Raw genomic sequence first — 22,839 nt, 5'->3', positions numbered from 1 at the left:
CACGCGAGACAGGGCCCTGCACGGGCCTACCTCGCGTGGGAGGGCCTACCTCGCGTGGGAGGGCCTACCTCGCGGGCGGGGGCCGGACTCGCAGGGGAGCCACTACCTCGCGGGCGAGGGCCTACCTCGCGGGCGAGGGCCGAACTCGCGGGCGAGGGCCGAACCCGCGGGAGTGCCTACGCCGTCACCGGACAGCGAGCCGGTACCCGCGCTTGACGACCGTCTGGACGAGCGCGCGGGCGTCGGGCGCGTGCTGCGCGACGGCGTCCCGCAGGCGCGCGACCGCGACCTCCGCCGTGTGCGGGTCCTCGGAGAGACCGGGAAGCACCTGGAGCAGCTCGGCGCGCGTGACGACGTCGCCCGCCCGGGCGGCGAGGACGCGAAGCACCTCGAGGGTCGCGGGCGACAGCGGCAGCACATGACCGTCGAGCAGCGCGGCGCGCGACCTGACCTGCAGGCAGCCCGCGACGGTCCCGACCTGCGTCGTGCGGTCCTCCTCGTAGTGGCTCACGAGAGCGCGGACGAGCGCGCCGAGGCGAGCGCGCTCCGGCACGATCGGGACGATGCCGCGCGCCTCGAGCGGAGCCGCCGTGACCGGCCCGACAGCGGCCGCCACGAGCGAACGGTCGGCGAAGCGTGCCGCGAGCGCCTGCCCGACCCCCTCACGGTCGACCACCTCGAGCCACGCGAACGCGCCGGGCGCCGACGTGAAGACGACGGCGTCGACCTCACCGAGTGCCGCCGCACGCACGGACTCGACCACAGCCTGCGGGTCCGCGGGCGGGCCCCATCGGTAGACGACGAGGTTGCGCACGTCAGCGCCCGCCGCGGCCAGCTCGACGTCGAGCTGGTCCGCGCCCGAGCCGTGCTGCTGGATCGCGATCCGCTCCCCCGCGACGCCCTCCGTCAGCAGCAGGTCGAGGATCTCGGCGCTCGTCTCGGACTCGGCCACCCAGTCGGCCGTGAGGCCAGCGGCCTGGATCGCTCCGCGAGCCTTCGGGCCGCGCGCGATCAGTCGGGCTCGGTCGAGCAGCGCGTGCAGGTCGTCGGCCAGCCCGGCTGCGTCGGCCGCCTCGATCCACGCCCGGAAGCCGATGCCCGTCGTCGCGACGACCGTGCTCGGCGGCTCGGCGAGGAGGGCGCGCGTCGCTGCGACGAGCTCCGTGTCGTACTCGTGCGGGATGATCCGCATCGCCGGAGCGTGTCGGATGATCGCGCCACGCCGCTCGAGCGCCGCCCGCAGCTCGGTCGAGCGGCGGTCTGCCGTGATCAGGACCGTCAGGCCTGCGAGCACCGGGTCGAGCGCAGGCTGCGCCGCAAGGGCTCGGGCGGGTGCGGCGCCGCCCACGGCGGCACCGGTGTCCGGCGCGGCCTCGGGGGCCGTGTTCGGCGTCGTCATGCGTAGGCCACCTCGGCCTCGCGGGCTGCAGCGTCCACGTGAGGAGCGTACGCGGGTGCGTCGGTCGGTGCTGGGGTGTCCGCACCCGCGGCGTCGGTCACGTCCGCGGACGTGAGCGGCACGTCGATCGCGTGCAGGTCGAGCCCCAGCAGCGCCGGGTCCGCGACGTCGCCGAGCACGACGACGGCAGGCGAGCGCACCCCGGCCTCCGCGCACGCCCGCACGACCCGCTCGAGCGTCATGAAGGTCGTGCGCTCGTCGTCGGTCGTCGCCTGCTCGACGACGGCGACCGGCGTCGTCGGGCTCGCCCCGGCGGCGAGCAGGACCGCCACGTGCTCTGCGAGCCGCGCGACACCCATGAGGATCGCGACCGTCGCGGCACGCGTCACGACCGACTGGACCGCGAGCCCAGGCAGCGAGTCGTGACCCTGCACGACGAGCAGCGCCGACGCCGTCCCGCGATGGGTGACCGGCACGCACGCCGCCGCGGGAGCCGCGAGCGCGCTCGACACGCCCGGCACGACCTCGACCGCGATCCCGCGAGCGCGGCACGCCGCCACCTCCTCGCCCCCACGGCCGAACAGGAACGGGTCGCCGCCCTTGAGCCGCACGACGCGGTTCCCCGCGATCGCCTCCGCGACGAGGATCTCGTTGATGCGCGCCTGCGGCACCGGGTGCGCACCCGGGCGCTTGCCGACGTCGATCACGCGCACGCGCGACGGCAGGTCCGCGAGCACCGACGTCGGGCCCAGCCGGTCCGCCACGACCACGTCCGCCGAGAACAGCGCGCGCCGCGCGCGCACCGTCAACAGGTCGGCCGCCCCGGGGCCGCCACCGACGAGCACGACCGTCCCCGGCACGCTCACGCCGCAGCCCCCGCCGCGGGGGCGTGCGTCGCCCCGAGGTGCACGACGTCGTCACGCACCTCGACCTGCCACGTCACGAGCGCGACACGCTCGCCCTTCGTCGTGTCCAGGCACTCCCCCGACCTCAGGTCGAAGACCTGCTTGTACAGGGGGGACGTCACGACCGCACGACCGCCGCGCGTCCCGACGATGCCCCGCGACATGACCATGGCCTGCGTGTGGGGCTCGTGCTGCTGCACGGCGAGGACCGTGTCGTCGAGCAGCCGGAAGAGCGCGACCTGCTCCCCCGCCACGAGCGCCACCGCGCCGCGCTCGACCGCAAGGTCCCCGAGCGCGCAGACCGGGAGCCACGCGTCGGGGATCGCAGCGGACGTCGCGTCGTCGGGGGTTGCGGCGTCGGGGAGCGCGGCGGTGAGAGCCGGGCTGCGGGTCATGAGCGGACCTCCAAGGTGGTTCCGGCAACAAGGACGGGGCCTGCACCCGCGCGCTCGGCCGCCGTCGCCGGGCGCGCCTGCCCCCGCTCCGCGACGTACGCGAGCGTGCGGTCGTGCTCGTCAGGAGCGTTGACGAAGCTGCGGAAGTGCTGCAGCTTGTCCGGGTCCGCGAGGGTCGCCGCCCACTCGTCCTCGTACGTATCGAGGTGCAACGCCATCGCGGCGTCCAGGTCGGCACAGATGCCGAGCGAGTCCTCCAGGACCACGGCGCGGATCGCGTCGACGCCACCCTCGTAGTCGGCCACCCACGCGGCCGTGCGCTGCAACCGGTCCGCGGTGCGGATGTAGTACATGAGGAACCGGTCGATCGTGCGCACCAGATCCTCGGTCGACAGGTCCTCCGCGAGGAGCACCGCATGCTTCGGCGTGAACCCACCGTTGCCGCCGACGTACACGTTCCAGCCGTTGTCCGTCGCGATCACCCCGACGTCCTTGCCACGCGCCTCGGCGCACTCCCGCGCACAGCCCGACACTCCGAGCTTGATCTTGTGCGGCGACCGCAGGCCCCGGTACCGCAGCTCGAGATCGACCGCGAGCCCGACCGAGTCCTGCACGCCGAACCGGCACCACGTCGACCCGACGCACGACTTCACCGTGCGCAACGACTTGCCGTACGCGTGGCCCGACTCGAAGCCCGCGTCGACGAGCCGCCGCCAGATCCCCGGCAGCTGGTCGATCCGCGCCCCGAACATGTCGATCCGCTGACCGCCCGTGATCTTCGTGTACAGCCCGAAGTCCTTCGCGACCTGCCCGATCACGAGCAGCCCCTCCGGCGTGATCTCCCCGCCCGGGATGCGCGGGACCACCGAGTACGTGCCGTCCTTCTGCATGTTCGCCATGACGTGGTCGTTCGTGTCCTGGAGCGTCGCACGCTCACCGTCGAGCACGTGCGCCGGAGCGACCGTCGACAGGATCGACGCGACGACCGGCTTGCAGATGTCGCAGCCACGACCCGCCCCGGCCGTCCCGAACCGCGCGACCACCTCGCTGAACGACGTCAGGCCCGCGACACGGACGGCGTCGTACAGCTGCGCGCGGGACAGGTCGAAGTGCTCGCAGAGCGCGTTCGACACCTCCACGCCGGACTTCGCGAGCTCCGCCGTCATGAGCTTCTTCACGAGCGGAAGGCACGAGCCGCAGCTCGTGCCAGCGCGCGTGCACGCCTTCACGCCAGCGAGGTCCGTGCAGCCGTGCTCCGTCACCGCAGCGCGCACCGTGCCCGCCGAGACGTTGTTGCACGAGCAGACGCCCGCGTCGTCGGGCAGCTCGAGGTCGGGCGCGCCCGCGCCGCCCTCCGGCAGGAGGAACGCCGCCGGGTCGCCCGGCAAGGCACGGCCGAGCATCGGCCGCAGGCTCGCGTACGCCGAGGCGTCGCCGACGAGCACGCCGCCGAGGAGGGTGCGCGCGTCGTCCGCGAGCACGAGCTTCTTGTAGACGCCGCCGACCGGGTCCGCCCACACGACCTCCATCGAGCCCGGCGTCGAGCCGAACGCGTCGCCCCACGACGCGACGTCGACCCCCGCCAGCTTGAGCTTCGTCGCCGTGTCTGCACCCGGGAACGTCGCCGCGCCGCCCAGCAGGCGGTCGACGACGACCTCCGCCATCGCGTACCCCGGCGCCACCAGGCCGATGCACGCTCCCTGGATGCACGCGACCTCGCCGATCGCCCACACGTTCGGCGCCGCGGTGCGGCACGCGTCATCGACGACGACACCGCCCCGCGCGCCGATCTCCAACCCCATCGCGCGCCCCAGCTCGTCACGCGGCCGCACGCCCGTCGCGAGGACGACGACGTCGACGTCGAGCCGGCCGCCGTCCGCGAAGTCGAGGCGACCGACGGCGCCCGTCCGCCGCGACGGACGCATCCGCTGCGTCGCCGTGTTGACCCGCACCGCCACCCCGAGGCTGTTGATGAGGCGGCGCAACGCCTCACCACCACCGAGGTCGACCTGCGCGCTCATGAGATGGCTGCCGAACTGGACGACCGTCGCCTGCGCGCCGAGCGCCTTGAGCGCGCCCGCCGCCTCGAGGCCGAGCAGGCCGCCGCCGATCACCGCGCCCCGCACGGGCCGGCTCGCCGCCGCCGCACGCGCCTCGACCCAGCCGCGCAGCGCCGCGACGTCGTCGATCGTGCGGTACACGAACACGCCCGGCAGGTCGTTGCCCTCGATCGGCGGGACCGCGGCGTCGGAGCCGGTCGCGAGGACCAGCTCGTCATACGGGAACGTGCGGCCCGTGGCCGTCGTGACCGTCCTCGCGTCGCGGTCCACCTGCGTCACCGCGTCCCCGCGCACGAGCCGGACGAGCCGGTCCTGCCACAACGCGGGGTCGCCGAGCGCAAGGTCCTCAGGGTCACGGCCCGAGAAGTACGACGTCAGCGCGACACGGTCGTAGGGCGCGCGCGGCTCCTCGGCGAGGACCGTGACGTGGTGACGCCCGGCGTCGTCCCGGTCGCGGAGAGCCTCGACGAACCGCTGCGCGACCATCCCACCGCCGACCACCACGACCCGCCGCAGGGCGCGGGCCTGGGCGGCCGCAGGGGCGGCAACCTCCGCAGGCAGCGCGGCCGCGGTCGAGCCGGCGAGCGGACGTGCGGCGACGTCGGGCTCGGCCGAGCCGCCGTCGGGCTGGGGCTGGGAGGGTGAAGTGTCCATGTCTGCGACGCTATGGCCGCGCGATTTCCACGCCATACCCCGGCGGTTACCCGGCAGTAAACCTCTCCTCACACCCCCCGCTCCCCCACTGTGAGCCCCGCCCGGCGCCGTCCCTCCCCCGCCCTCCCCCTCCCAGCCGGACCCGGGCCGGGGCCGTCGCCCCCGCGCACGCCTCGCGAGTCCGTCAGTTCCAGCCGAGTCCGTCAGCTGCAGCTGACGGACTCGTGCCGGAAGTGACGGACTCGACTGGAAGAGTGCCGCGGGCTGGCCCGGCGCTGCCCAGCTCGGCGAGCACCGCGGGTCACCGGAGCAGGAGGTGTGGGCGTGGGATCAGCGACGTCGCTTCGCGCGGAGGGACGAGGGCTCGGAGCCGGCGATGAAGGTGGTCGATGTCGTGGAAGTCGTCGCTCGTCAGACGCAGAATGCGCCACCCCACCTCCGTCATCGCGTCCTGCCGCCGCTTCTCTGCGAGCAGCACGGAGTCCGGATCACCGTTCGCGAGCTCCCGGTACTTGACCTTTCCGTCGAACTCGATCAGCTGCCGCCACGCTTCCCAACCCATGTCCGCTCGATAGTTCCCCTGGCGGGTCGACACGTCGACCTGCAGCCGTGGTGCCGGGAGTCCGGCGGCCAGAACATGAAGCCGAGTGAACGACTCCCCCGGAGACTCGGCCCCAGCATCGGCGAGGCTGAGCGTCTCTCGTGCTCGAGCGATGCCGCGGCGTCCCGCGAACTTCGACGCGAGCTCGAGCACACCACTTCGATCCGCCCCGCGACGCAATCCAGCATCAGCGACGACGAGCGCATCGGCGACCGGCTCCGTCCGCGCGACGTCGAGCATGGTCCGGTCCACGCTGGTGACGAGCAGACCTCGAAGCCGGACGACGTGCTCCGGGGCGAGCGAGATGACGTGCGAGGTCGTCAGGTGCGACGCGTCGCGTCCACGGCTGTGCTGCCCGAGGACATGCACGGACGACGGGAGGCGCCACAGCGGAAGACCCTAGAGCAGCGCGGCCGACACGTGCGTGAACACCGGTTCCTCGGCGCGGGCCGACGTCGCGGCTACTGCGGCCACCTGCGCGACGGCGAGCCTGCGTCGGTACGCCGGCGTCGTCGGCGGTCGCCCAGAGTGCTCGCGCACGGCCCTGGACCGGGACCCGGTCACGCTCTGACGCTCGGGGCCGCTGAGCGCCTCGCCCCCGCCTTCCGGTCCGGCCAACCAGCTCGCATCGACGTAGCAGCCGCGACGCACACGGACCCACCGCCCTGCCCTCACCATGTCGCGGACGACTCGGTCGGGGTGGCTCGCGGCTCGGTAGATCGACGGGAGGTCGGTCTGTGTTCGCTCGCGAAGCGTCTCGGTCATGCTCCTTCAGTAGCTGGTGACCGGTCGTCCGCATCGCTCGTCCAGACCTGTCGACGGGGAACGCGCCCCAGGGACGCCCCTGTGGTCACCCGCTCGCCAGCGCTCCAGCTCGGCGGCGGCACCTCATCAGTCCGTCAGTTCCAGCGTGAGTCCGTCCGACGCAACCGACGGTCTCACGCTGGAACTGACGGACTCGGGGCAGGGGCCGGGGCAGCGGCGGGCGGGGTCGGTGCAGCGGCCGCGGCCGCGGCAAGGGCGGGCGGGGCCGCGGCCGGGGGCGGGGGCGGCGATGCCGGTTCTGCTGCGCGGAGCCAGTCGAGGATGCCGCAGACCGGGGACGTGCATCCGCCGCAGCCGGTGGTCGCGCGCGTCGTCCGGGCGACGTCCTCGACCGTGCGGCTCCCGCCGGCCCACGCCTGCACCAGGTCGCCCTTCGTGACGCCGTTGCACCGGCAGATGGTCGCGCGGTCCGGGATGCGCACGGGCGTCTCGGCGCTGCCGCCGACCGGGCCGACGGCGCGCACCAGGAGCTGCGCGGGGTCGCGCGGTGCCGGCGTGCCGCGCGTGAACGCGGCGACGAGGTCGGCGGCGACGGCGCCGCCACCGATGCACGTCGCGCCGACGACCCGGCCACCCTGGACGACGACCTCGAGGTGCCGCACGGCGTCGGGGTCGCTGAGGCGGACGGTGCGGCGCGGGTGCGTCCCGCACGCTGGCGGCCGCGCGCTGCCGGACACGCCCATCGCGACGATGTCGACGCCGCGTCCCTTGACCTTGACGACCGTGCTGTCGTCGACGGGACCGCACGAGCACGCCTCGCGCGGCACGCCGTCGGGGGTGCCGGGATGTTGGCCGGCAGGCGTCGCGGGGCACGCTCCGGCACGTTCGGCGAGGGTTCGCGCGAGGCGTCGTGCCTGGTCCCAGCCCTGCCCTACGAGCCCAGACCCGCCTTCCGGCGGCTGCGCGCAGTCGCCGACCGCGTAGACGCGGTGGTCACGCAGCGTCGCGAGGTCGGGCCCGACGACGACGCCGCGGTCCACGTCGAGTCCCGCGCGCCGCGCGAGGGTCGTCTCGGGCAGCGTTCCGACGGTGACGACGAGCAGGTCGGCGGGGAGCTGGGTGCCGTCGTCGAGGACGACGCCCGCGACGCGCCCGTCGCGCAGCGCGACCGCGACCGCGCCGACGCCGGTGCGCACGTGCACGCCCAGGCGCGCGACGGCGTCGGCCGCCACCTCGCCGGCGGCGGCGTCGAGCTGGGCGTTCATGAGGCCGCGCGGGTGCACGAGGTGCACGACCGCGCCCGGCCCGACGCGGCCCGCGATCCCGACGGCGGCCTCGACCCCGAGGACGCCCGCACCGAGCACGACGACGTGGCGTGCGTTGACGCTCGCGGCGACGATCTCGCGGGCGTCGTCGATCGTGCGCAGGACGTGCGCGCCGGGCACAAGACCGGCGTTGTCACTCTGTGGGGCGAGCAAGCCCGGCAGCGGGCTGGCGGCCGCCCGGGCAGCGTCACAGCCTGGGCTGGTCGGGGCGAGGGCCGGAGGTGGCGTGAGAGCAGCGTCGTCGCGACGCAGGCCCGGCAGCTCGGGGACGCGCGCTGTGGCACCGGTGGCGAGCACGAGCGCGTCGTAGCGGTGCCGCCCACCGGTCGAGTCGACGACGACCTGGGCTCTGCGGTCGACGGCGACCGCGCACACCCCGGTCCACACACCGACCCGGGGGTCGACGACGCCGGGCAGGTCGATCGCCGCGACGTCGTACGCCCCGGCGACGACCTCGCTGAGCAGGACGCGGTTGTAGGGCGCGTGGTCCTCGGCGCCGAGGACGGTGATGTCGAGCGCGGCGGCGCCCGGCTCGGCGCTCGCGCACAGCTCCGTCACGAGCCGCGACCCGACCATGCCGTTCCCGACGACGACGACCTTCATCGCGCGCCTCCCGTCGTGACCGCGACCGTCGTGACCGCGACCGGCGCAGCTCCGACCCGGTCCCCGGTGACGACCTCGAGCCGGACGGTCGCAACCTTGAACTCCGGCATCCCGGAGACGGGGTCGGTGACCGGGTTGGTGAGCCTGTTGACGCTGTTCTCGCCGGGCCAGTGGAACGGCATGAACAGCGTGTCGGGCCGCACGCTGCGGGTCAGCCGCACGACAGCGACCGCGGTGCCGCGACGTGAGGTGAGGCGGACCGTGTCGCCTTCCGCGACGTCGTACAGCTCGGCGAGCAGCGGGTGGATCTCGACGTACGCGTCGCTCACGGCACGGGCGAGCTCCGGGACGCGGCGCGTCTGCGCGCCGGACTGGTAGTGCTGGAGGACCCGGCCGGTGACGAGGTGGACGGGGTGCGCGGTGTCGAGGACGTCGTCGGGCCCGCGGTGCTGCACGGGCAGGAGGCGGGCGCGGCCGCCGGGCAGGGGGAACGTGTCGAGGAAGGCGCGTGGTGTGCCGGGATGGTCGGGGCTGGGGACGGGCCAGTAGAGGCCGCCGCCGTCGGCGCCGTTGGTCGCGGTCTCGTGCGCGTCGAGGCGTGCGTGCGAGAGGCCGGAGTAGTCGGCACGGCCGCCTGAGCTCGCGCGGGCGAGCTCGTCGAAGACGACGGACGGGTCGGTGGACCAGCGGCCGGGCGCGTCGAGACGTCGTGCGAGCTCGGACCAGATCCACAGCTCGCTGCGCGCGCCTTCGGGCGCAGGCAGCGCGGCTCGACGGCGCAGCACGCGGCCTTCGAGGTTCGTCATCGTGCCGTCCTCCTCGGCCCACTGCAGGACGGGGAGCACGATGTCGGCGCTCAGCGCGGTCTCGGACGGCACGAAGTCGCACACGACGAGCAGGTCGAGAGCGGTGAGACGCTCGCGCACGCGCGCGGCGTCGGGCGCGGAGACGAGCAGGTTGGACCCGTGCACGAGGAGGGCGCGCGGTCCGCCGGGGGTGCCGAGCGCACGCAGCAGCTCGGCTGCGGGCAGTCCGGGCCCCGGGATCTCCGCGGGGTCGACTCCCCACACGCGCGCGACGTGCTCGCGCGCGGCAGGGTCGGTGATCGAGCGGTAGCCGGGGAGCTGGTCGGCCTTCTGGCCGTGCTCGCGGCCGCCCTGCCCGTTGCCCTGGCCGGTGAGGGTGCCGAATCCCGACCCGGGCCGGCCGACGAGCCCGAGGAGCAGCGCGAGGTTGATCGCCGCGGTGACGCCGTCGGTCCCTTGGCGGGACTGCTCGAGCCCGCGGCCCGTGAGGACGTAGGCGCCTGCGCCGCCGTGGTGCGGGCTCGCGTGGGCGAGCAGGCGAGCCGCACGGCGCAGATCGTCGGCTGGCACTCCGGTGATCTGCTCGGTGCGTTCGGGCCACCACTGCGCGAGGTCCGGCCGCAGGTCGTCGAGCCCGGTCGTGCGGGCGTCGAGGTAGTCCGTGTCGGCGAGCTGCTCGAGCAGCACGACGTGCGCGAGCCCGAGCAGCACCGCGAGGTCGGTCCCGGGGACGGGCTGCAGGTGCATCCCGGCGCCGTCGTCGGTGAGCTCGGCTGTGGCGGAGCGTCGCGGGTCGACGACGACGAGCCCGCCGTGCTCGCGCGCGCCGGCGAGGTGCGCGACGAGCGGGGGCATCGTCTCGGCGGGGTTGGATCCGACGAGGAGGATCGCCTGCCCGCCGTCGAGGTCGGTGACGGGGAACGGCAGGCCGCGGTCGAGCCCGAGGGAGCGGTTCGCGGCCGCGGCTGCGGAGGCCATGCAGAAGCGTCCGTTGTAGTCGATGTTGCGGGTGCGCAGGGCGGTGCGCGCGAACTTGCCGAGCTGGTAGGCCTTCTCGTTCGTGAGCCCGCCTCCGCCGAAGACGGCGACGGCGTCGGGGCCGTGGAGCGCGCGGACCGCGCGGAACTGGTCGGCGACGACGTCGAGCGCGTCGACCCACGTCGCCGGGACGAGTGTGCCGCTGGCGTCCCGGACGAGCGGCGTCGTCAGGCGGTCCGGGGTCGCGAGGACGCTCGCGGACGTCCAGCCCTTCTGGCACAGCCCGCCCCGGTTCGTGGGGAACTGCCGCCCCGCGACGGTGACGGGGAGCCGACGGCGCTCCCCGCCGTCGAGCGGTGCCGTGCGGTCCTCCGCGCTCGGCGGGGCGAGGCGCATGCCGCACTGCAGCGCGCAGTACGGGCAGTGCGTGTCCGTGGCTGGCACAGGCTCACACACCCTCGGCGGCGAACGCCGAGCCTCGGCGGACGTAGAGCGCCCACGTGAGCGCGGCCATGGCGACGTACACGGCGATGAAGATCGTCAGGGCGGGCACGAGCGTCCCGGCGAGGGACGTCGACATCGCGAAGCCGCGCGGGATGAGGAAGCCGCCGACGGCGCCGACGGCGCCCGCGATGCCGAGGCAGCCGGCGGCGGCCTGGCGTGCACGCCCCAGGTCGGCTGGCGCGACGCCCGTGCGGAAGACGGCGGGGATCATGCGGTACGTCGAGCCGTTGCCGACGCCGGACGACGCGAAGAGCAGCAGGAACGCGCCGAAGAACAGCGGGAACGAGTGCTGCTGCAGCCCGAGGATCGCGCCACCCGCACCGACGGCGAGCCCGCCGAAGCAGATGATCGTCAGGCGGGCACCGCCCACGCGGTCGGCGAGCGCGCCGCCGAGCGGACGCATGAGCGCCCCGACGAGCGCGCCCAGGAAGGCGAGCGACGTCGTCACCTCGGGGAACTGCGTCTTGAGGAGCGTCGGGAACGCGCCCGAGTAGCCGATGAACGAGCCGAACGTGCCGATGTACAGGAACGAGATGAGCCACGTGTGCGGGTGGCGGCCGGCTGCGGCGAAGCTGCGGGGGTCGCTCGCGACGCCGCTCAGGTTGTCCATGAACCGCCACGCGACCACGGCTGCGACGAGGACGAGGGGGACGAAGATCAGCCCGGCCCGCTCGAGGCTCAGGCCCGCACCGGTGATGACGACGAGCGGCACGACGAGCTGCACGAGTCCGGTGCCGAGGTTGCCGCCCGCCGCGTTGAGGCCGAGCGCCTTGCCCTTCTCCCGCTCGGGGTAGAAGAAGGTGATGTTGGTCATCGACGACGCGAAGTTGCCGCCGCCGAAGCCCGCGAGCGCGGCGACCGCGAGGAGCGTGCCGAAGCCGGTCTCGGGCCGCTGGACGACCCACACGAGCGTGAGGACGGGCAGGAGCAGCAGGAGCGACGAGATGATCGTCCAGTTCCGGCCGCCGAACAGCGGGACCGTGAACGTGTAGGGGATGCGCATCGCGGCGCCGACGAGGCTCGGGACGGCGATGAGCCAGAACTGCTGGTCGACCGTGAGGTCGAACCCGGCCGCGGGCAGGTGCGGCACGACGACGCTCCACAGCGCCCAGACACAGAAGCCCAGGAACTCGGCGTAGATCGAGCCGGCGAGGTTGCGGCGGGCGACCTTGCGGCCGACGGCGGTCCAGAACCCTTCGTCCTCGGGGTTCCAGCCGTCGATCCAGCGGCCGGGACGGGTGGCGAGCGTGGGCGCCGCCGCGGGGGTGGCTGCGGTCGCTCGCGCGGTCGCGGCGGGCTCGGTCGCGGCGGACTCGGTCGTGACGGGTGCGGTCATGGCGGGCTCCTTCCAGGGGCGTGGAAGAAGTCTTTCGGTGCGTTGTTTCGCCCCCGCAGGGTCGGGGTAAATCGCCCGTAACGATGTCCGCACAGAGCGGCTGTGCTCGCTGTGAGGTCGTCGCCGACCGGGACCCGCCGTCCCGCGGTCAGGCTTGGCCTGCGGCCAGGCCCTTCAGCAGGTCACGGCCGGCGGGCGTCAGGTCAGGCATGACTGCGAGCAGGACCTGAGCCATGTGCTGGACCAGGAACCTCTCCTTCTGTCCGGACGCGGCGTCGACGTCTGCAGTGCTCACCTGGAAGACGACACGCAGCTCACCGTCGGTCAGGTCTGTCTCCGGGGCCTGGGCGGCGGTCTCGTCGGAGACCCATGAGTCCAGGTACACCTTCTCGACCGAGGGGGACCCGAGCGTCGGCGGCACGGCTCCGATCCGGTCCGGCGCCCCGGGTCCGCACCGGGCGACGATGTAGGCGGTGGCTTCCGGTACAGCTGCACGCCAGGCATCTGCCTCTGCCCTGCGGCCCGGAATCTCGGAGTCGTCGAAGAGCTTGGCGCCGTCCGCACCGATGTTCTCGACCTGGACGTAGTCGACATCGAGCTCCAGCCAGACACCCTCCGGGTCGTACGCCTCGAAGTCGTAGTAGGACTGCGAGCGGAGGATCCGGCGCAGAGACTTCCAGCCGCGCTCTTCGATCAGCTCGCGGCTGGCGAGGTCGTCCGCGATGTCGGAGATGAACATCTCCTCACGGTCCGCCAACGCGTTCGCGATCGTCTCGCCCAGCGCGTCCTTGCGGGCACGCTCTGGCAGCCCGGGCACGAGCGCAGAGTCGAAGCCTCGGATCTGCGCGGGATCTGCAGCGACTCGCCCGACCCACTCCGGGCCGGCAGCGATCACTGCGGTGACAGCCCGGACGAACCGCCGCCGCCCGAACACCTCCCGCGGGCCCTTCCAGGCGTCGCGGGCAAGGTGGCGGGCGTGCTCCTCGGTGTCGAGCACTGCCAGCGCCTCGCCGAGCTGGCGCTCGAACCGCGTCGCCTCGTCCTCGGTCATCCCCAGGATCCGCTCACGCACGAGCTGCAGCCCGCTTGGCTCCAGACGCCCGCGGAGCGGAGCGAGAGCAGCCCACAGCTCGTGCCACTCCGCGTGGTCGGCAGCAGGTCGCCGGCGTCCGAAGAGCCCCATGATCGCGTGCCCTCAGCCGAAGATCGCGGGGAGCGCACCCTCGAAGACCTCGCGGGCCTGCTCGAGCGGGAGCGTGAAGACGCCGTCGATCACGAGCGCCTCGGCGTCGTCCTCCGACGTCGCGCCGGTCTCGCCGAGGCGCAGGTGCGGCACGCCGCGGGCGACGCACGCGTCGACGAGGCGCACCTCCTCGCCGCGCGGGACGGACACGATCGCGCGGGCCGTCGTCTCGGAGAACAGTGCCTCGAACGCGGTGATGCCGTCACGCTCGAGGAGCGCGCCGAGCGACACGGTCGCGCCGACGCCGTAGCGCAGGCTCGCCTCGACGAGCGCCTGGACGAGGCCGCCCTCGGAGAGGTCGTGCGCCGCGTCGACGAGGCCGTCGCGGCTCGCGTTGATGAGCACGTCGGCGAGCGCCTTCTCGGCGGCGAGGTCGAGGCGCGGCGGCAGGCCGCCGAGGTGCTGGTGCACGACGTCGGCCCACGCGGAGCCGTCGAGCTCGGCGCGCGTGGTGCCGAGGAGGTAGATGGACTCGCCCGGGTTGCGCCAGCCGGAGCCGGTCGCGCGGGTGACGTCGTCGATCACACCGAGCACGCCGACGACGGGCGTCGGGTGGATCGACGAGTCGATCTGGCCGGGCTCACCCGTGCCGTTGTAGAGGGAGACGTTGCCGCCGGTGACGGGCGTGCCGAGCTCGGCACAGCCGTCGGCGAGGCCTTCGATCGCCTCGACGAGCTGCCACATCGAGTCGGGGTCCTCGGGGGAACCGAAGTTGAGGCAGTCGGTGATCGCGAGGGGGCGGGCGCCCGTCGTCGCGACGTTGCGGTACGCCTCGGCGAGGGCGAGCTGGGCGCCGGTGCGCGGGTCGAGCTTCGCGTAGCGGCCGTTCGCGTCGGTCGCGAGCGCGACACCGAGGCCCGTCGACTCGTCGACGCGGATGACGCCGGAGTCGTCGGGCTGCGCGAGCGCGGTGTTGCCCTGCACGAAGCGGTCGTACTGGTTGGTCACCCACGCCTTGGACGCGTGGTTGGGCGAGCCGAGGATCTGCAGGGCGGTCGCGAGCAGCTCGTCGCCCGTCTCGGGGCGGGCGAGGCCCGCAGCGACGGTCGTGTCGGCGTTGAGGCCGTCCTGCCAGGCCGGGCGCGCGTACGGGCGGTTGTAGACCGGGCCCTCGTGCGCGACGGTACGCGGGTCGACGTCGACGATGCGCTGCCCGTGGTGGTCGATCGTGAGGCGGCCCGAGTCGTTGACCTCGCCGACGACGGCCGTCTCGACGTCCCACTTCTTCGTGATCGCGAGGAACTCGTCGAGCTTCTCGGGCGTGACGACCGCCATCATGCGTTCCTGCGACTCCGACATGAGGATCTCGCCGGCGTTGAGCGACGGGTCGCGCAGCAGGACGTCGTCGAGCCACACGTGCATGCCGCCGTCACCGTTCGAGGCGAGCTCCGACGTCGCGCACGAGATGCCGGCCGCGCCGAGGTCCTGGATGCCCTCGACGACGTCGGCCGCGTACAGCTCGAGGCAGCACTCGATGAGCACCTTCTCCATGAACGGGTCGCCGACCTGGACGGAGGGGCGCTTCGCGGGGACGCCGTCCTCGAACGTCTCCGACGCGAGGATCGAGGCGCCGCCGATGCCGTCGCCGCCCGTGCGGGCGCCGAACAGCACGACCTTGTTGCCGACGCCGGAGGCGTTGGCGAGGTGGATGTCCTCGTGGCGCAGCACGCCGAGGCAGAGGGCGTTGACGAGGGGGTTGCCCTGGTAGGACGCGTCGAACACGAGCTCGCCACCGATGTTCGGCAGGCCGAGCGAGTTGCCGTAGCCGCCGACGCCGGACACGACGCCGTGCACGACGCGCGCCGTGTCGGGGTGGTCGACGGCGCCGAAGCGCAGCTGGTCCATGACGGCGACGGGGCGCGCACCCATGGAGATGATGTCGCGGACGATGCCGCCGACGCCGGTCGCGGCGCCCTGGTAGGGCTCGACGAACGACGGGTGGTTGTGCGACTCGACCTTGAAGGTGACGGCCCAGCCGTCGCCGATGTCGACGACGCCCGCGTTCTCACCGATGCCGACGAGGAGGTGCTTCTTCATCTCGTCGGTGGTCTTCTTGCCGAACTTCGACAGGTGCACCTTGGACGACTTGTACGAGCAGTGCTCGGACCACATGACCGAGTACATCGCGAGCTCGGCGGCCGTGGGGCGGCGCCCGAGGATGTCGCGGATCCGCTGGTACTCGTCGGGCTTGAGCCCGAGCTCGGCGAACGGCTGCTGCTCGTCGGGGGTGGCCGCTGCGTTCTCGACGGTGTCCAGGGTGGGCTTGGGCGCGGTCATCGATTCCCTCAGGTGTGGTGGGCGAGCGTACGGCGAGCCGGCATCGTCCGCGCGGAGCCGGGCGACGCCGTGCGGGCGCCGGGCGGCAGGTGCGTCCGGGTGCTCATCCGTGCGGGCGAGACGGCGTCAGTCTATCCAGGCCCGCACGCGGGCTGCGGCGCGTCTCACGTCGGGCGGGAGGTGCGGCCGAGGCGTGGCGGGAGGGCCGACGTCGGCCCTCGCGCGGGTACCGGCCGCTCAGTGCCGGATGAGCGCGAGCAGGAGGGCGGCGAGCGCGAACGCGCACGCGAAGCCGCGGTTGACGGCGCGCTGCTGGCGCGGGGAGCGCAGCGCGCGCAGCACCTTGGCGGCGAACCCGGTGTAGCCGGTCATGACGAGGACGTCGACCGTGACCATGGTGGCGGTGATCGCGAGGTACTGCGGCACGAGCGGCCGCGCCGGGTCGAGGAACTGCGGCAGCACGGCGAGCATGAAGACGACTGCCTTGGGGTTGGACGCGTTGACGAGGAAGCCGCGCGTGACGAGGGCGCGCGGGCTGAGCTCGGTGACCTCGACGGTCACGTCCGCCTCGGCGGGGACCGCGCGCCACTGCGCGACCGCGAGGTAGGCGAGGTAGGCGACGCCGAACCACTTGATGACCTCGAATGCGACGTCGGACCCCGCGATCAGCGCTCCGACGCCCGCGGCGACGACGCCGATCTGGAGGACGACGCCGATCTGCAGGCCCAGGATGTTCCAGTACCCGCGCCGCAGCCCGACCGCGAGCCCCGTCGACATGGACGTCACGGCGCCCGCTCCGGGCGACAGGCTGATCGCGAGCGACGCACCGAGGAACGCCGCCCACACCTGCCATGTCATGCCCGGATGCTATGCCCGCGGCGACACCCGGCGCCTCGTGTTTCGCGCGACGGCTAGCCTCGATGCGTGCAGCCCACTCGACTCCGCCCGCTCGGTCGCGCCCAGCGCGGCGCGCGCCTGGCGTGCGCGGTCGCGGTCGGCGCGGCGCTGCTCGCGGGCTGCTCGGGCTCGCCGTCGCCCGCCCCGGCGACCTCCACGACCACGGTGGGCACGACGTCGTCCCCGACCGCCGTGCCGACTCCCGCGGAGCTCGCGGTGCCGGACGGCCTCGGGCGGACCGTGACGGCCGTCCTGTCCGACGGCGCGCTGACGACCGGGGAGAGCACGTTCGGCGAGGGCGCGGTCCAGGTCGTGGCGACGTTCGCGACCCGCGACGCGGTCCTCGCGCTGCCCGCGCCCGAGGGCGCGCGCTGGGAGGTGCAGACGGACCGGTCGGCCGTGCTCGTCGACGACGCGCGCCCGGAGGTGGGTGGCCTGGCGCCGCCGGCGGCGAAGGACGCGGCGGGCACGCCGGTCGGCACGCTCGTGGAGGGCGACGGCGAGCGGCTCGAGGTGCGGCTCCGTGCCCGCGGCACGGCACAGCTCCCTGTGACGGTGACGCTCGACGTCGCGCCGTCGGCTCTCGAGCGTGCCGTGTGGGCGGACCGCCTCGAGGGTGGCCGGTCGCTGCAGGTCTTCCCGACGGCGTTCGGTCGCTCCGGCTCGGTCGCCGCGCTCGAGGCGGTGCGGCAGGCGCTCGCCGCCGCGGAACCGAAGGCTGCGACGTCGGTCATGGACAAGCAGCTGCGCTGCCACGCCCTCGGCGCCCCGACGAAGGAGAGCTGGAACCTCGAGCCGTGGCGCCCCGACGTCGACTATCTCGACTACCTGCTCGCGCGCTGCAACCCCGTCGACTGAAGCCGCGTCTCAGGACGCGGTCCGGCCGTGCCAGTCCGCGAGCGCCCGCGGCTACGGTCGGTGACATGACCGCGCAGCGCACCTCGGCCCCGACCGGGCTGATCGCCTACCTCCCGACCCCTGTGCGGGACGACCGCGTGGACCTCGCCGCGTTCGGTCGTCTGGTCGAACGGGCAGCTGCTGCGGGGGTCGACGGGCTCGGCGTCCTCGGCTCGACGGGGGCCGCGATGCACCTGGACCGCGACGAGCGGCGCGACGTCGTGCGCACCGCCGTCGCACACACGGGCCTGCCCGTGGTCGCGGGGATCTCGGGGCTGCGCACGTCGGTCGTGCGCGCGCACGCGGACGACGCGCAGGCGGCGGGAGCGGCGGCCGTCCTGCTCGCGCCGGTCGGGTACGTGCCGCTCGTCGACGCCGAGGTCGTCGCCCTGTTCACGGACGTGGTCGCCGGGTTGGACGTGCCGCTCGTCGTGTACGACAACCCGCGCACGACGCGCGTCGACATGTCGCACGGTCTCCTCGCGGAGCTCGCCGCGCTGCCCGGCGTCGGCGCCATCAAGACGCCTGGCCCGACGGGCGGCCCCGACGACGCACGCCGTCGCGTCGCGGAGCTGCGCGCCTCTCTGCCCGACGGCGTGACGCTCGGCTTCTCGGGCGACCCGTCCGGTCCCGCAGGACTGCTCGCGGGCGCCGACACGTGGCACTCGACGATCGGCGGCGCGCTGCCCGACGCCGTCGTGCCGCTCGCCCGCGCCGCGCGCGCAGGCGACGAGACGGTGCACGACGCCGTCGAGAACCTCGCGCCGCTGTGGGACCTGGTCCGTGCGCACGCTGGCGTGCGCGTCGCTGCGACGATCGTCGAGCTGCTCGGCCTCGTCGGCGCGCCGTCCCTGCCGCGGCCGCTCCTCCCGCTGTCCGGTGATGCGCGGGTCGAGGCGGCGCGGGTTCTCGGGACGCTCATTCACTAGGTCCGGACTCCGTCACGCAACGCCCGCCGTCAGCCCGACTTCTCTCGCGGCGCCCTCGTATCGCTCGAGCCCCACTTGTCGGTCACGGTGACGCTTCCATCCTCGTGCACCTCAAGCGTCGTCTCCTCGCAGGCGGCACCGTCGAAGGAAGCGAGCTCCTCGCCACCAGCGGTTGTGACGACGAGGCCCGTTCCCAGGCAGTCGGTCTCAGGGATTCCATGATGCCCAGGCTTCACGACCGTCGTCCGATCCGTCCCTTCAAAGTGGACGAGCACCGCTTCGTCGGTCCGGTTGATGAACACCGCCCCTTTCACGGGGAAGTCGATAGCGATGCAGCCAGACAACAGAGCCGCCATCGCAAGGGCCGTGCCGAGCCCGGCACCTCTCGACCTGAACACGGAGCTCACCGCAATCATCGGCACGCGCGGAGCCACCGGGCGGGCGCTCATCGTGAACGCGACAGGTCGGAGAGACCCTCTCAAGCAGCGCATCGTCGAGGCAGAGCCGGGCTCGCGCGCATGTGTTCCCCCTGGTCAACACCGAGGCCATTCTCGGCGGATGATGCGAACCTAGCGGAACAGACCGAACCGCAGCCATAGGACTCGAGCCCCGGACGCCTTCTGCGACATCAGTTCGGCGCAAGTAGGCAACGAACCGGCGGACGGTGTATGTCATGGCGGCCTCCGGAATCAAGAGCGACAGTGGCGTCGAGTTCTCTGTTGACCGGTCCTCCGAGACGGTGAATGTCACGGAGCCGTGTCCCGCTGACTTGCCACGGAGCCGTCACATCGCCCCCGTCGTGGCTCAGCGCCGCCGACGTCGGGAGCGACGTCTACGAGCGCGACGCGGAAGTGGCGGGCGGGCGACGAAGTGGTCCAAATGGCGCCCGAGAGCCTCGCGCCGCTGCGCCAACTCATCCGAGCACGTGCTGGCGCGCTCGTCGCCAGGACTTCGCGAGCGCTCCCGGCTACGGTCGCGGAGCGCGCATCTCGTTCGAGCCCCACTTGTCGGTCACGGTGACGCTTCCGTCTTCGTGCACCTCAAGCGTCGTCTCCTCGCAGGCGGCACCGTCGAAGGAAGCGAGCTCCTCGCCACCAGCAGTTGTGACGACGATCCCCGTGCCCACGCACCCCGTCTCAGTTCCCGGAATGCGATACTCGCCACGCTGCACGACGGCGCTCAGGTCCGTTCCCTCAACATGGAAGACCACCGCTTCGTCGGTCCGATTGATGAACACCGCCCCTTTCACGGGGAAGTCGATAGCGATGCAGCCAGACAACAGAGCCGCCAGCGCTAGGCCCGAGCCAAGCCCGGCACCTCTCGACCTGAACACGGAGCTCACCGCAATCATCGGCACGCGCGGAGCCACCGGGCGGGCGCTCATCGTGAACGCGGCAGGTCGGAGAGACGCTCGCAAGCCGAGCATCGTCGAGGCAGAGGCGGGCTCGCGCGCATGTGTTCTCCCTGGGCGACGTCGAGACCGTTCTCGGCGGATGACGCGAACCTAGCGGAACCGACAGAACCACAGCCATAGGACTCACGCCCCTGACGCCCTCTGCGACATCAGGTCGGCGCAAGGACGCAACGAACCGGCACCCCCCCGGACGGTCCTGCCTGGCTGCACCCCGGAGGGGCCACAATGGTGCCCATGGTTGATTTCGCACTAGTCGTGGCAGGGTCTGAGGCTTCCGGCGGCGCCGGCATCCAGGCCGATCTCAAGACGTTCCAGCAGCTGGGCGTGCACGGTTCGGGAGCGCTGACGTGCATCGTCTCGTTCGACCCGAAGAACGACTGGGGGCACCGCTTCGTGCCGGTCGACGCTCCAGTGATCGCGGACCAGATCGAGGCTGCGACGGCGGTGCACGACATCGACGTGGTCAAGATCGGCATGCTCGGCACGCCCGTGACGATCGAGACGGTCGCCCGCGAGGTCTCCGCCCGTTCGTTCAAGCACGTCGTGCTGGACCCGGTCCTGATCTGCAAGGGCCAGGAGCCGGGCGCCGCGCTCGACACGGACACGGCGCTGCGTGAGAAGGTGCTGCCGCTCGCGACGGTCGTCACGCCGAACCTCTTCGAGACGAAGACGCTCGCGGGCGTCGACGACATCGCGACGGTCGACGAGCTGATCGCCGCGGCGAAGCGCATCCACGAGCTGGGAGTCCCGTTCGTCGTCGCGAAGGGCGGTGTCGAGCTGCCCGGTCCGGACGCGGTCGACGTGCTCGTCTCCGACGACGGCATCGAGGTGTTCTCCCGTCCGAAGATCGGCGAGGAGCGCGTCTCCGGCGCCGGCTGCACGTTCGCGGCCGCGATCACGGCGGAGCTCGCGAAGGGCGCGTCGGTGCGTGACGCCGTCGCCGTCGCGAAGGACTTCGTGACCGCTGCCGTCGAGTCGCGTCTGCCGTCCAACGCGCCCTTCACGTCGGCTTGGCAGGGTGCTTACGCAGGCTGACCCGCACGCTCCCGAGCCGGCGCCGCGGCGCCGGCTCGGGAGGCCGTGGGGGCGCAGGGGGAAGCTGGGCGTGCGTGGGCTGAAGGACTTCGGGCGCCCGCCACGCGTGATGGGGGTCGACGTCGCGCGCGCGGTCGCCGTCGTCGGCATGATCGCCGCACACGTCGGCGGGGCGCCGGATCTGGTGTGGAGCGACCCCTCGACGTGGGCGGGGCTCGCGCACGGGCGGTCGTCGCTGCTGTTCGCGCTCGTCGCGGGCGTGTCGGTCGCGCTCATGACGCGCAACCTCGACCCGTCCGACGACGACGCGATGCGCCGGACGCGCCTCGCTCTCGTCGGGAGAGGCCTCGCGGTCTTCGTCATCGGGTTGGTGCTCGAGTCGCTCGGCACTCCTGTCGCGATCATCCTGTGCGTGTACGGCGCGCTGTTCGTCGCCGTCGCGCCGTTCGTGGGCTGGTCGAGGCGGCGGCTCCTCGTCGCCTCGGGGCTTCTCGGCGTGCTCGGCCCGGTCCTGGGCGCGACTCTCGCCGCGACCAACCGATACGGCGGTATCGGAGCGACCTTCACGTTCTTCTCCACGTACTCCGTGCCGGTGTGGCTCGCCCTGATGTTCGCGGGGATGGCGGTCGGCCGATCGCAGCTCCGTTCGCTCGGGGTAGCCGCACGTCTGCTTGCGATCGGGCTCGCTCTCGCGATCACCGGCGCGATCGGCGGCATGCTCGGCACGCAGCTCGACGAGCCGGTCGCCGCGTTGCCCTCATCCCCGACGGGGTCCGCGTCCGCTACCCCAACCTCGTCAGCCGACACGGCTCCACCTGGTTCCGACAAGGTTGCCGGGCCGGAGACGCTCCCGGGCGAGGACGTCGACCTCACCGGGATGACGTGCGAGCGCTACCCAGGGCCGGGCAACTACGTCTCGTGCTACGACGCCACGGACGTTCCCGACGACGAGCCGATCATCGACAACCCTGACGAGCCCTCGGTCCTCGACTCGATCCGTTCGTCGGTTCTCGCGGACTACCCGCACTCAGGTGGGGTCTCCGAGGTCGTCGGCTCGGGCGGCGTCGCGCTGATGGTCCTCGCTCTCTGCCTGGTCCTCGCGCGGTTCCTGCGGGTGCTGCTGATCCCGCTGGCCGCGCTCGGCAGCATGCCGCTGACGGCGTACTCGCTGCACATCGTCACGCTCGCAGTCCTGGGCGACTCCGTAGCGCCGGGACCGATCCAGTGGGCCGAGCAGAGCATCCTCCTCATGGTCTTCGCGACCGTGTGGGTCGCAACCATCGGGCGTGGTCCTCTCGAGCGTCTCGTCGCGCGAACCGCACGATGGTTCGCCCGCGCTACCGTGAGCTGATCGATCACCGACGCCGACCGAGGATGGCTGATTCCCATGTCCGACCCGTACTCGTCGGGGCCGTACCCGCCGCAGCCCTACGCCCATGCCTACGGGACGACGTGGGGTGGCGCGCCCGCATACGTGACCGACCGCCGCGTGGTCGACCCAGCCGTCGTGGTCATCGCCTGGGTCCTCGCTGTGCTGAGCGGGTTCTACATGCTGCCCTGGGCGATCGCTGCGACCCGCGGGCGCTCCAACCACGGCAGCATCGCCGTGCTGAACCTGCTCCTCGGCTGGACCCTCATCGGGTGGATCGTCGCCCTCGTCATGGCGTGCCAGTCGCACGCCGTCATCAGCGGCGCCGGGGCGCCCTTCGCTGCGACACCTCCCGGCTGGTACCCGAGCCCGCAGGGCGGGCAGGAGTTCTGGGACGGCGTGCGCTGGACCGGCCAGCGCACCCTGTAGAACCCCGATAGCACCACA

19 protein-coding genes are annotated in these 22,839 nt (G+C 73.0%); 5 read left to right on the top strand and 14 right to left on the bottom strand.

Annotated elements, in window-relative coordinates:
• Positions 1 to 184: 184 nt before the first annotated feature.
• From AC4F3Q_RS08415 to AC4F3Q_RS08360, 12 genes are all read right to left on the bottom strand, one after another.
• A complete protein-coding gene (locus tag AC4F3Q_RS08415; protein ID WP_491039573.1) occupies positions 185 to 1,399 on the bottom strand; it encodes a uroporphyrinogen-III synthase in 1,215 nt (404 codons plus the stop codon).
• Complete coding sequence (cobA, locus tag AC4F3Q_RS08410) at positions 1,396 to 2,265, bottom strand: uroporphyrinogen-III C-methyltransferase (protein ID WP_491039572.1); 870 nt, start codon at positions 2,263 to 2,265, stop codon at positions 1,396 to 1,398. Before cobA ends, AC4F3Q_RS08415 begins: the two co-directional genes overlap by 4 nt.
• A complete protein-coding gene (nirD, locus tag AC4F3Q_RS08405) occupies positions 2,262 to 2,699 on the bottom strand; it encodes a nitrite reductase small subunit NirD (protein WP_491039571.1) in 438 nt (145 codons plus the stop codon). Before nirD ends, cobA begins: the two co-directional genes overlap by 4 nt.
• Positions 2,696 to 5,413, bottom strand: a complete 2,718-nt coding sequence (gene nirB / locus AC4F3Q_RS08400) for a nitrite reductase large subunit NirB (protein WP_491039570.1) — start codon at positions 5,411 to 5,413, stop codon at positions 2,696 to 2,698. Before nirB ends, nirD begins: the two co-directional genes overlap by 4 nt.
• A 301-nt stretch (positions 5,414 to 5,714) precedes the next feature.
• Entirely contained in the window at positions 5,715 to 6,383 is a 669-nt protein-coding gene (locus AC4F3Q_RS08395) for a hypothetical protein (RefSeq protein WP_491039569.1), read from the bottom strand.
• Positions 6,384 to 6,413: 30 nt separating this feature from the next.
• Entirely contained in the window at positions 6,414 to 6,779 is a 366-nt protein-coding gene (locus AC4F3Q_RS08390) for a hypothetical protein (RefSeq protein WP_491039568.1), read from the bottom strand.
• Positions 6,780 to 6,952: 173 nt separating this feature from the next.
• Complete coding sequence (locus tag AC4F3Q_RS08385) at positions 6,953 to 8,707, bottom strand: FAD-dependent oxidoreductase (protein ID WP_491039567.1); 1,755 nt, start codon at positions 8,705 to 8,707, stop codon at positions 6,953 to 6,955.
• Entirely contained in the window at positions 8,704 to 10,935 is a 2,232-nt protein-coding gene (locus AC4F3Q_RS08380; RefSeq protein ID WP_491039566.1) for a molybdopterin oxidoreductase family protein, read from the bottom strand. The genes AC4F3Q_RS08385 and AC4F3Q_RS08380 overlap by 4 nt, the downstream gene beginning before the upstream one ends.
• Before the next feature lie 4 nt (positions 10,936 to 10,939).
• A complete protein-coding gene (locus tag AC4F3Q_RS08375; protein ID WP_491039565.1) occupies positions 10,940 to 12,331 on the bottom strand; it encodes an MFS transporter in 1,392 nt (463 codons plus the stop codon).
• A 148-nt stretch (positions 12,332 to 12,479) separates the two neighbouring features.
• Complete coding sequence (locus AC4F3Q_RS08370; RefSeq protein ID WP_491039564.1) at positions 12,480 to 13,514, bottom strand: hypothetical protein; 1,035 nt, start codon at positions 13,512 to 13,514, stop codon at positions 12,480 to 12,482.
• Between the two features lie 12 nt (positions 13,515 to 13,526).
• Positions 13,527 to 15,851 carry a phosphoribosylformylglycinamidine synthase subunit PurL gene (purL, locus tag AC4F3Q_RS08365; protein ID WP_491039563.1) on the bottom strand — a complete coding sequence of 775 codons (2,325 nt, stop codon included), beginning with the start codon at positions 15,849 to 15,851 and terminating at the stop codon, positions 13,527 to 13,529.
• Positions 15,852 to 16,088: 237 nt separating this feature from the next.
• A complete protein-coding gene (locus tag AC4F3Q_RS08360; RefSeq protein ID WP_491039562.1) occupies positions 16,089 to 16,709 on the bottom strand; it encodes a LysE family transporter in 621 nt (206 codons plus the stop codon).
• 66 nt (positions 16,710 to 16,775) lie between these two features.
• Between AC4F3Q_RS08360 and AC4F3Q_RS08355 the strand changes: the two genes are divergently transcribed.
• Positions 16,776 to 17,606: a DUF2599 domain-containing protein gene (locus AC4F3Q_RS08355; protein WP_491039561.1), complete on the top strand. Its 831-nt coding sequence runs from the start codon at positions 16,776 to 16,778 to the stop codon at positions 17,604 to 17,606.
• A 65-nt stretch (positions 17,607 to 17,671) separates the two neighbouring features.
• Complete coding sequence (locus tag AC4F3Q_RS08350) at positions 17,672 to 18,574, top strand: dihydrodipicolinate synthase family protein (protein ID WP_491039560.1); 903 nt, start codon at positions 17,672 to 17,674, stop codon at positions 18,572 to 18,574.
• Between the two features lie 29 nt (positions 18,575 to 18,603).
• On the opposite strand, the gene AC4F3Q_RS08345 is transcribed toward AC4F3Q_RS08350, so the two are convergent.
• Together AC4F3Q_RS08345 and AC4F3Q_RS08340 are read right to left on the bottom strand one after the other, a co-directional pair.
• Complete coding sequence (locus tag AC4F3Q_RS08345; RefSeq protein WP_491039559.1) at positions 18,604 to 18,981, bottom strand: hypothetical protein; 378 nt, start codon at positions 18,979 to 18,981, stop codon at positions 18,604 to 18,606.
• A gap of 560 nt (positions 18,982 to 19,541) precedes the next feature.
• Positions 19,542 to 19,916 carry a hypothetical protein gene (locus AC4F3Q_RS08340; RefSeq protein ID WP_491039558.1) on the bottom strand — a complete coding sequence of 125 codons (375 nt, stop codon included), beginning with the start codon at positions 19,914 to 19,916 and terminating at the stop codon, positions 19,542 to 19,544.
• Positions 19,917 to 20,222: 306 nt separating this feature from the next.
• Between AC4F3Q_RS08340 and thiD the strand changes: the two genes are divergently transcribed.
• The 3 genes from thiD (at position 20,223) to AC4F3Q_RS08325 (ending at position 22,821) form a co-directional block, all read left to right on the top strand.
• The gene (gene thiD, locus AC4F3Q_RS08335; RefSeq protein WP_491039557.1) at positions 20,223 to 21,023 is read left to right on the top strand and encodes a bifunctional hydroxymethylpyrimidine kinase/phosphomethylpyrimidine kinase; all 801 of its coding nucleotides are present in this window, start codon (positions 20,223 to 20,225) and stop codon (positions 21,021 to 21,023) included.
• 70 nt (positions 21,024 to 21,093) lie between these two features.
• Positions 21,094 to 22,374: a heparan-alpha-glucosaminide N-acetyltransferase domain-containing protein gene (locus AC4F3Q_RS08330; RefSeq protein ID WP_491039556.1), complete on the top strand. Its 1,281-nt coding sequence runs from the start codon at positions 21,094 to 21,096 to the stop codon at positions 22,372 to 22,374.
• A gap of 36 nt (positions 22,375 to 22,410) precedes the next feature.
• The gene (locus AC4F3Q_RS08325; protein ID WP_491039555.1) at positions 22,411 to 22,821 is read left to right on the top strand and encodes a superinfection immunity protein; all 411 of its coding nucleotides are present in this window, start codon (positions 22,411 to 22,413) and stop codon (positions 22,819 to 22,821) included.
• The last annotated feature ends 18 nt before the right edge of the window (positions 22,822 to 22,839 follow it).

The sequence above is a fragment of the Flavimobilis sp. BM9 genome (genome assembly GCF_058313055.1).
Note: the sequence above shows the minus strand (reverse complement) of the source record. Positions and strands in the feature narration are given on the sequence as shown.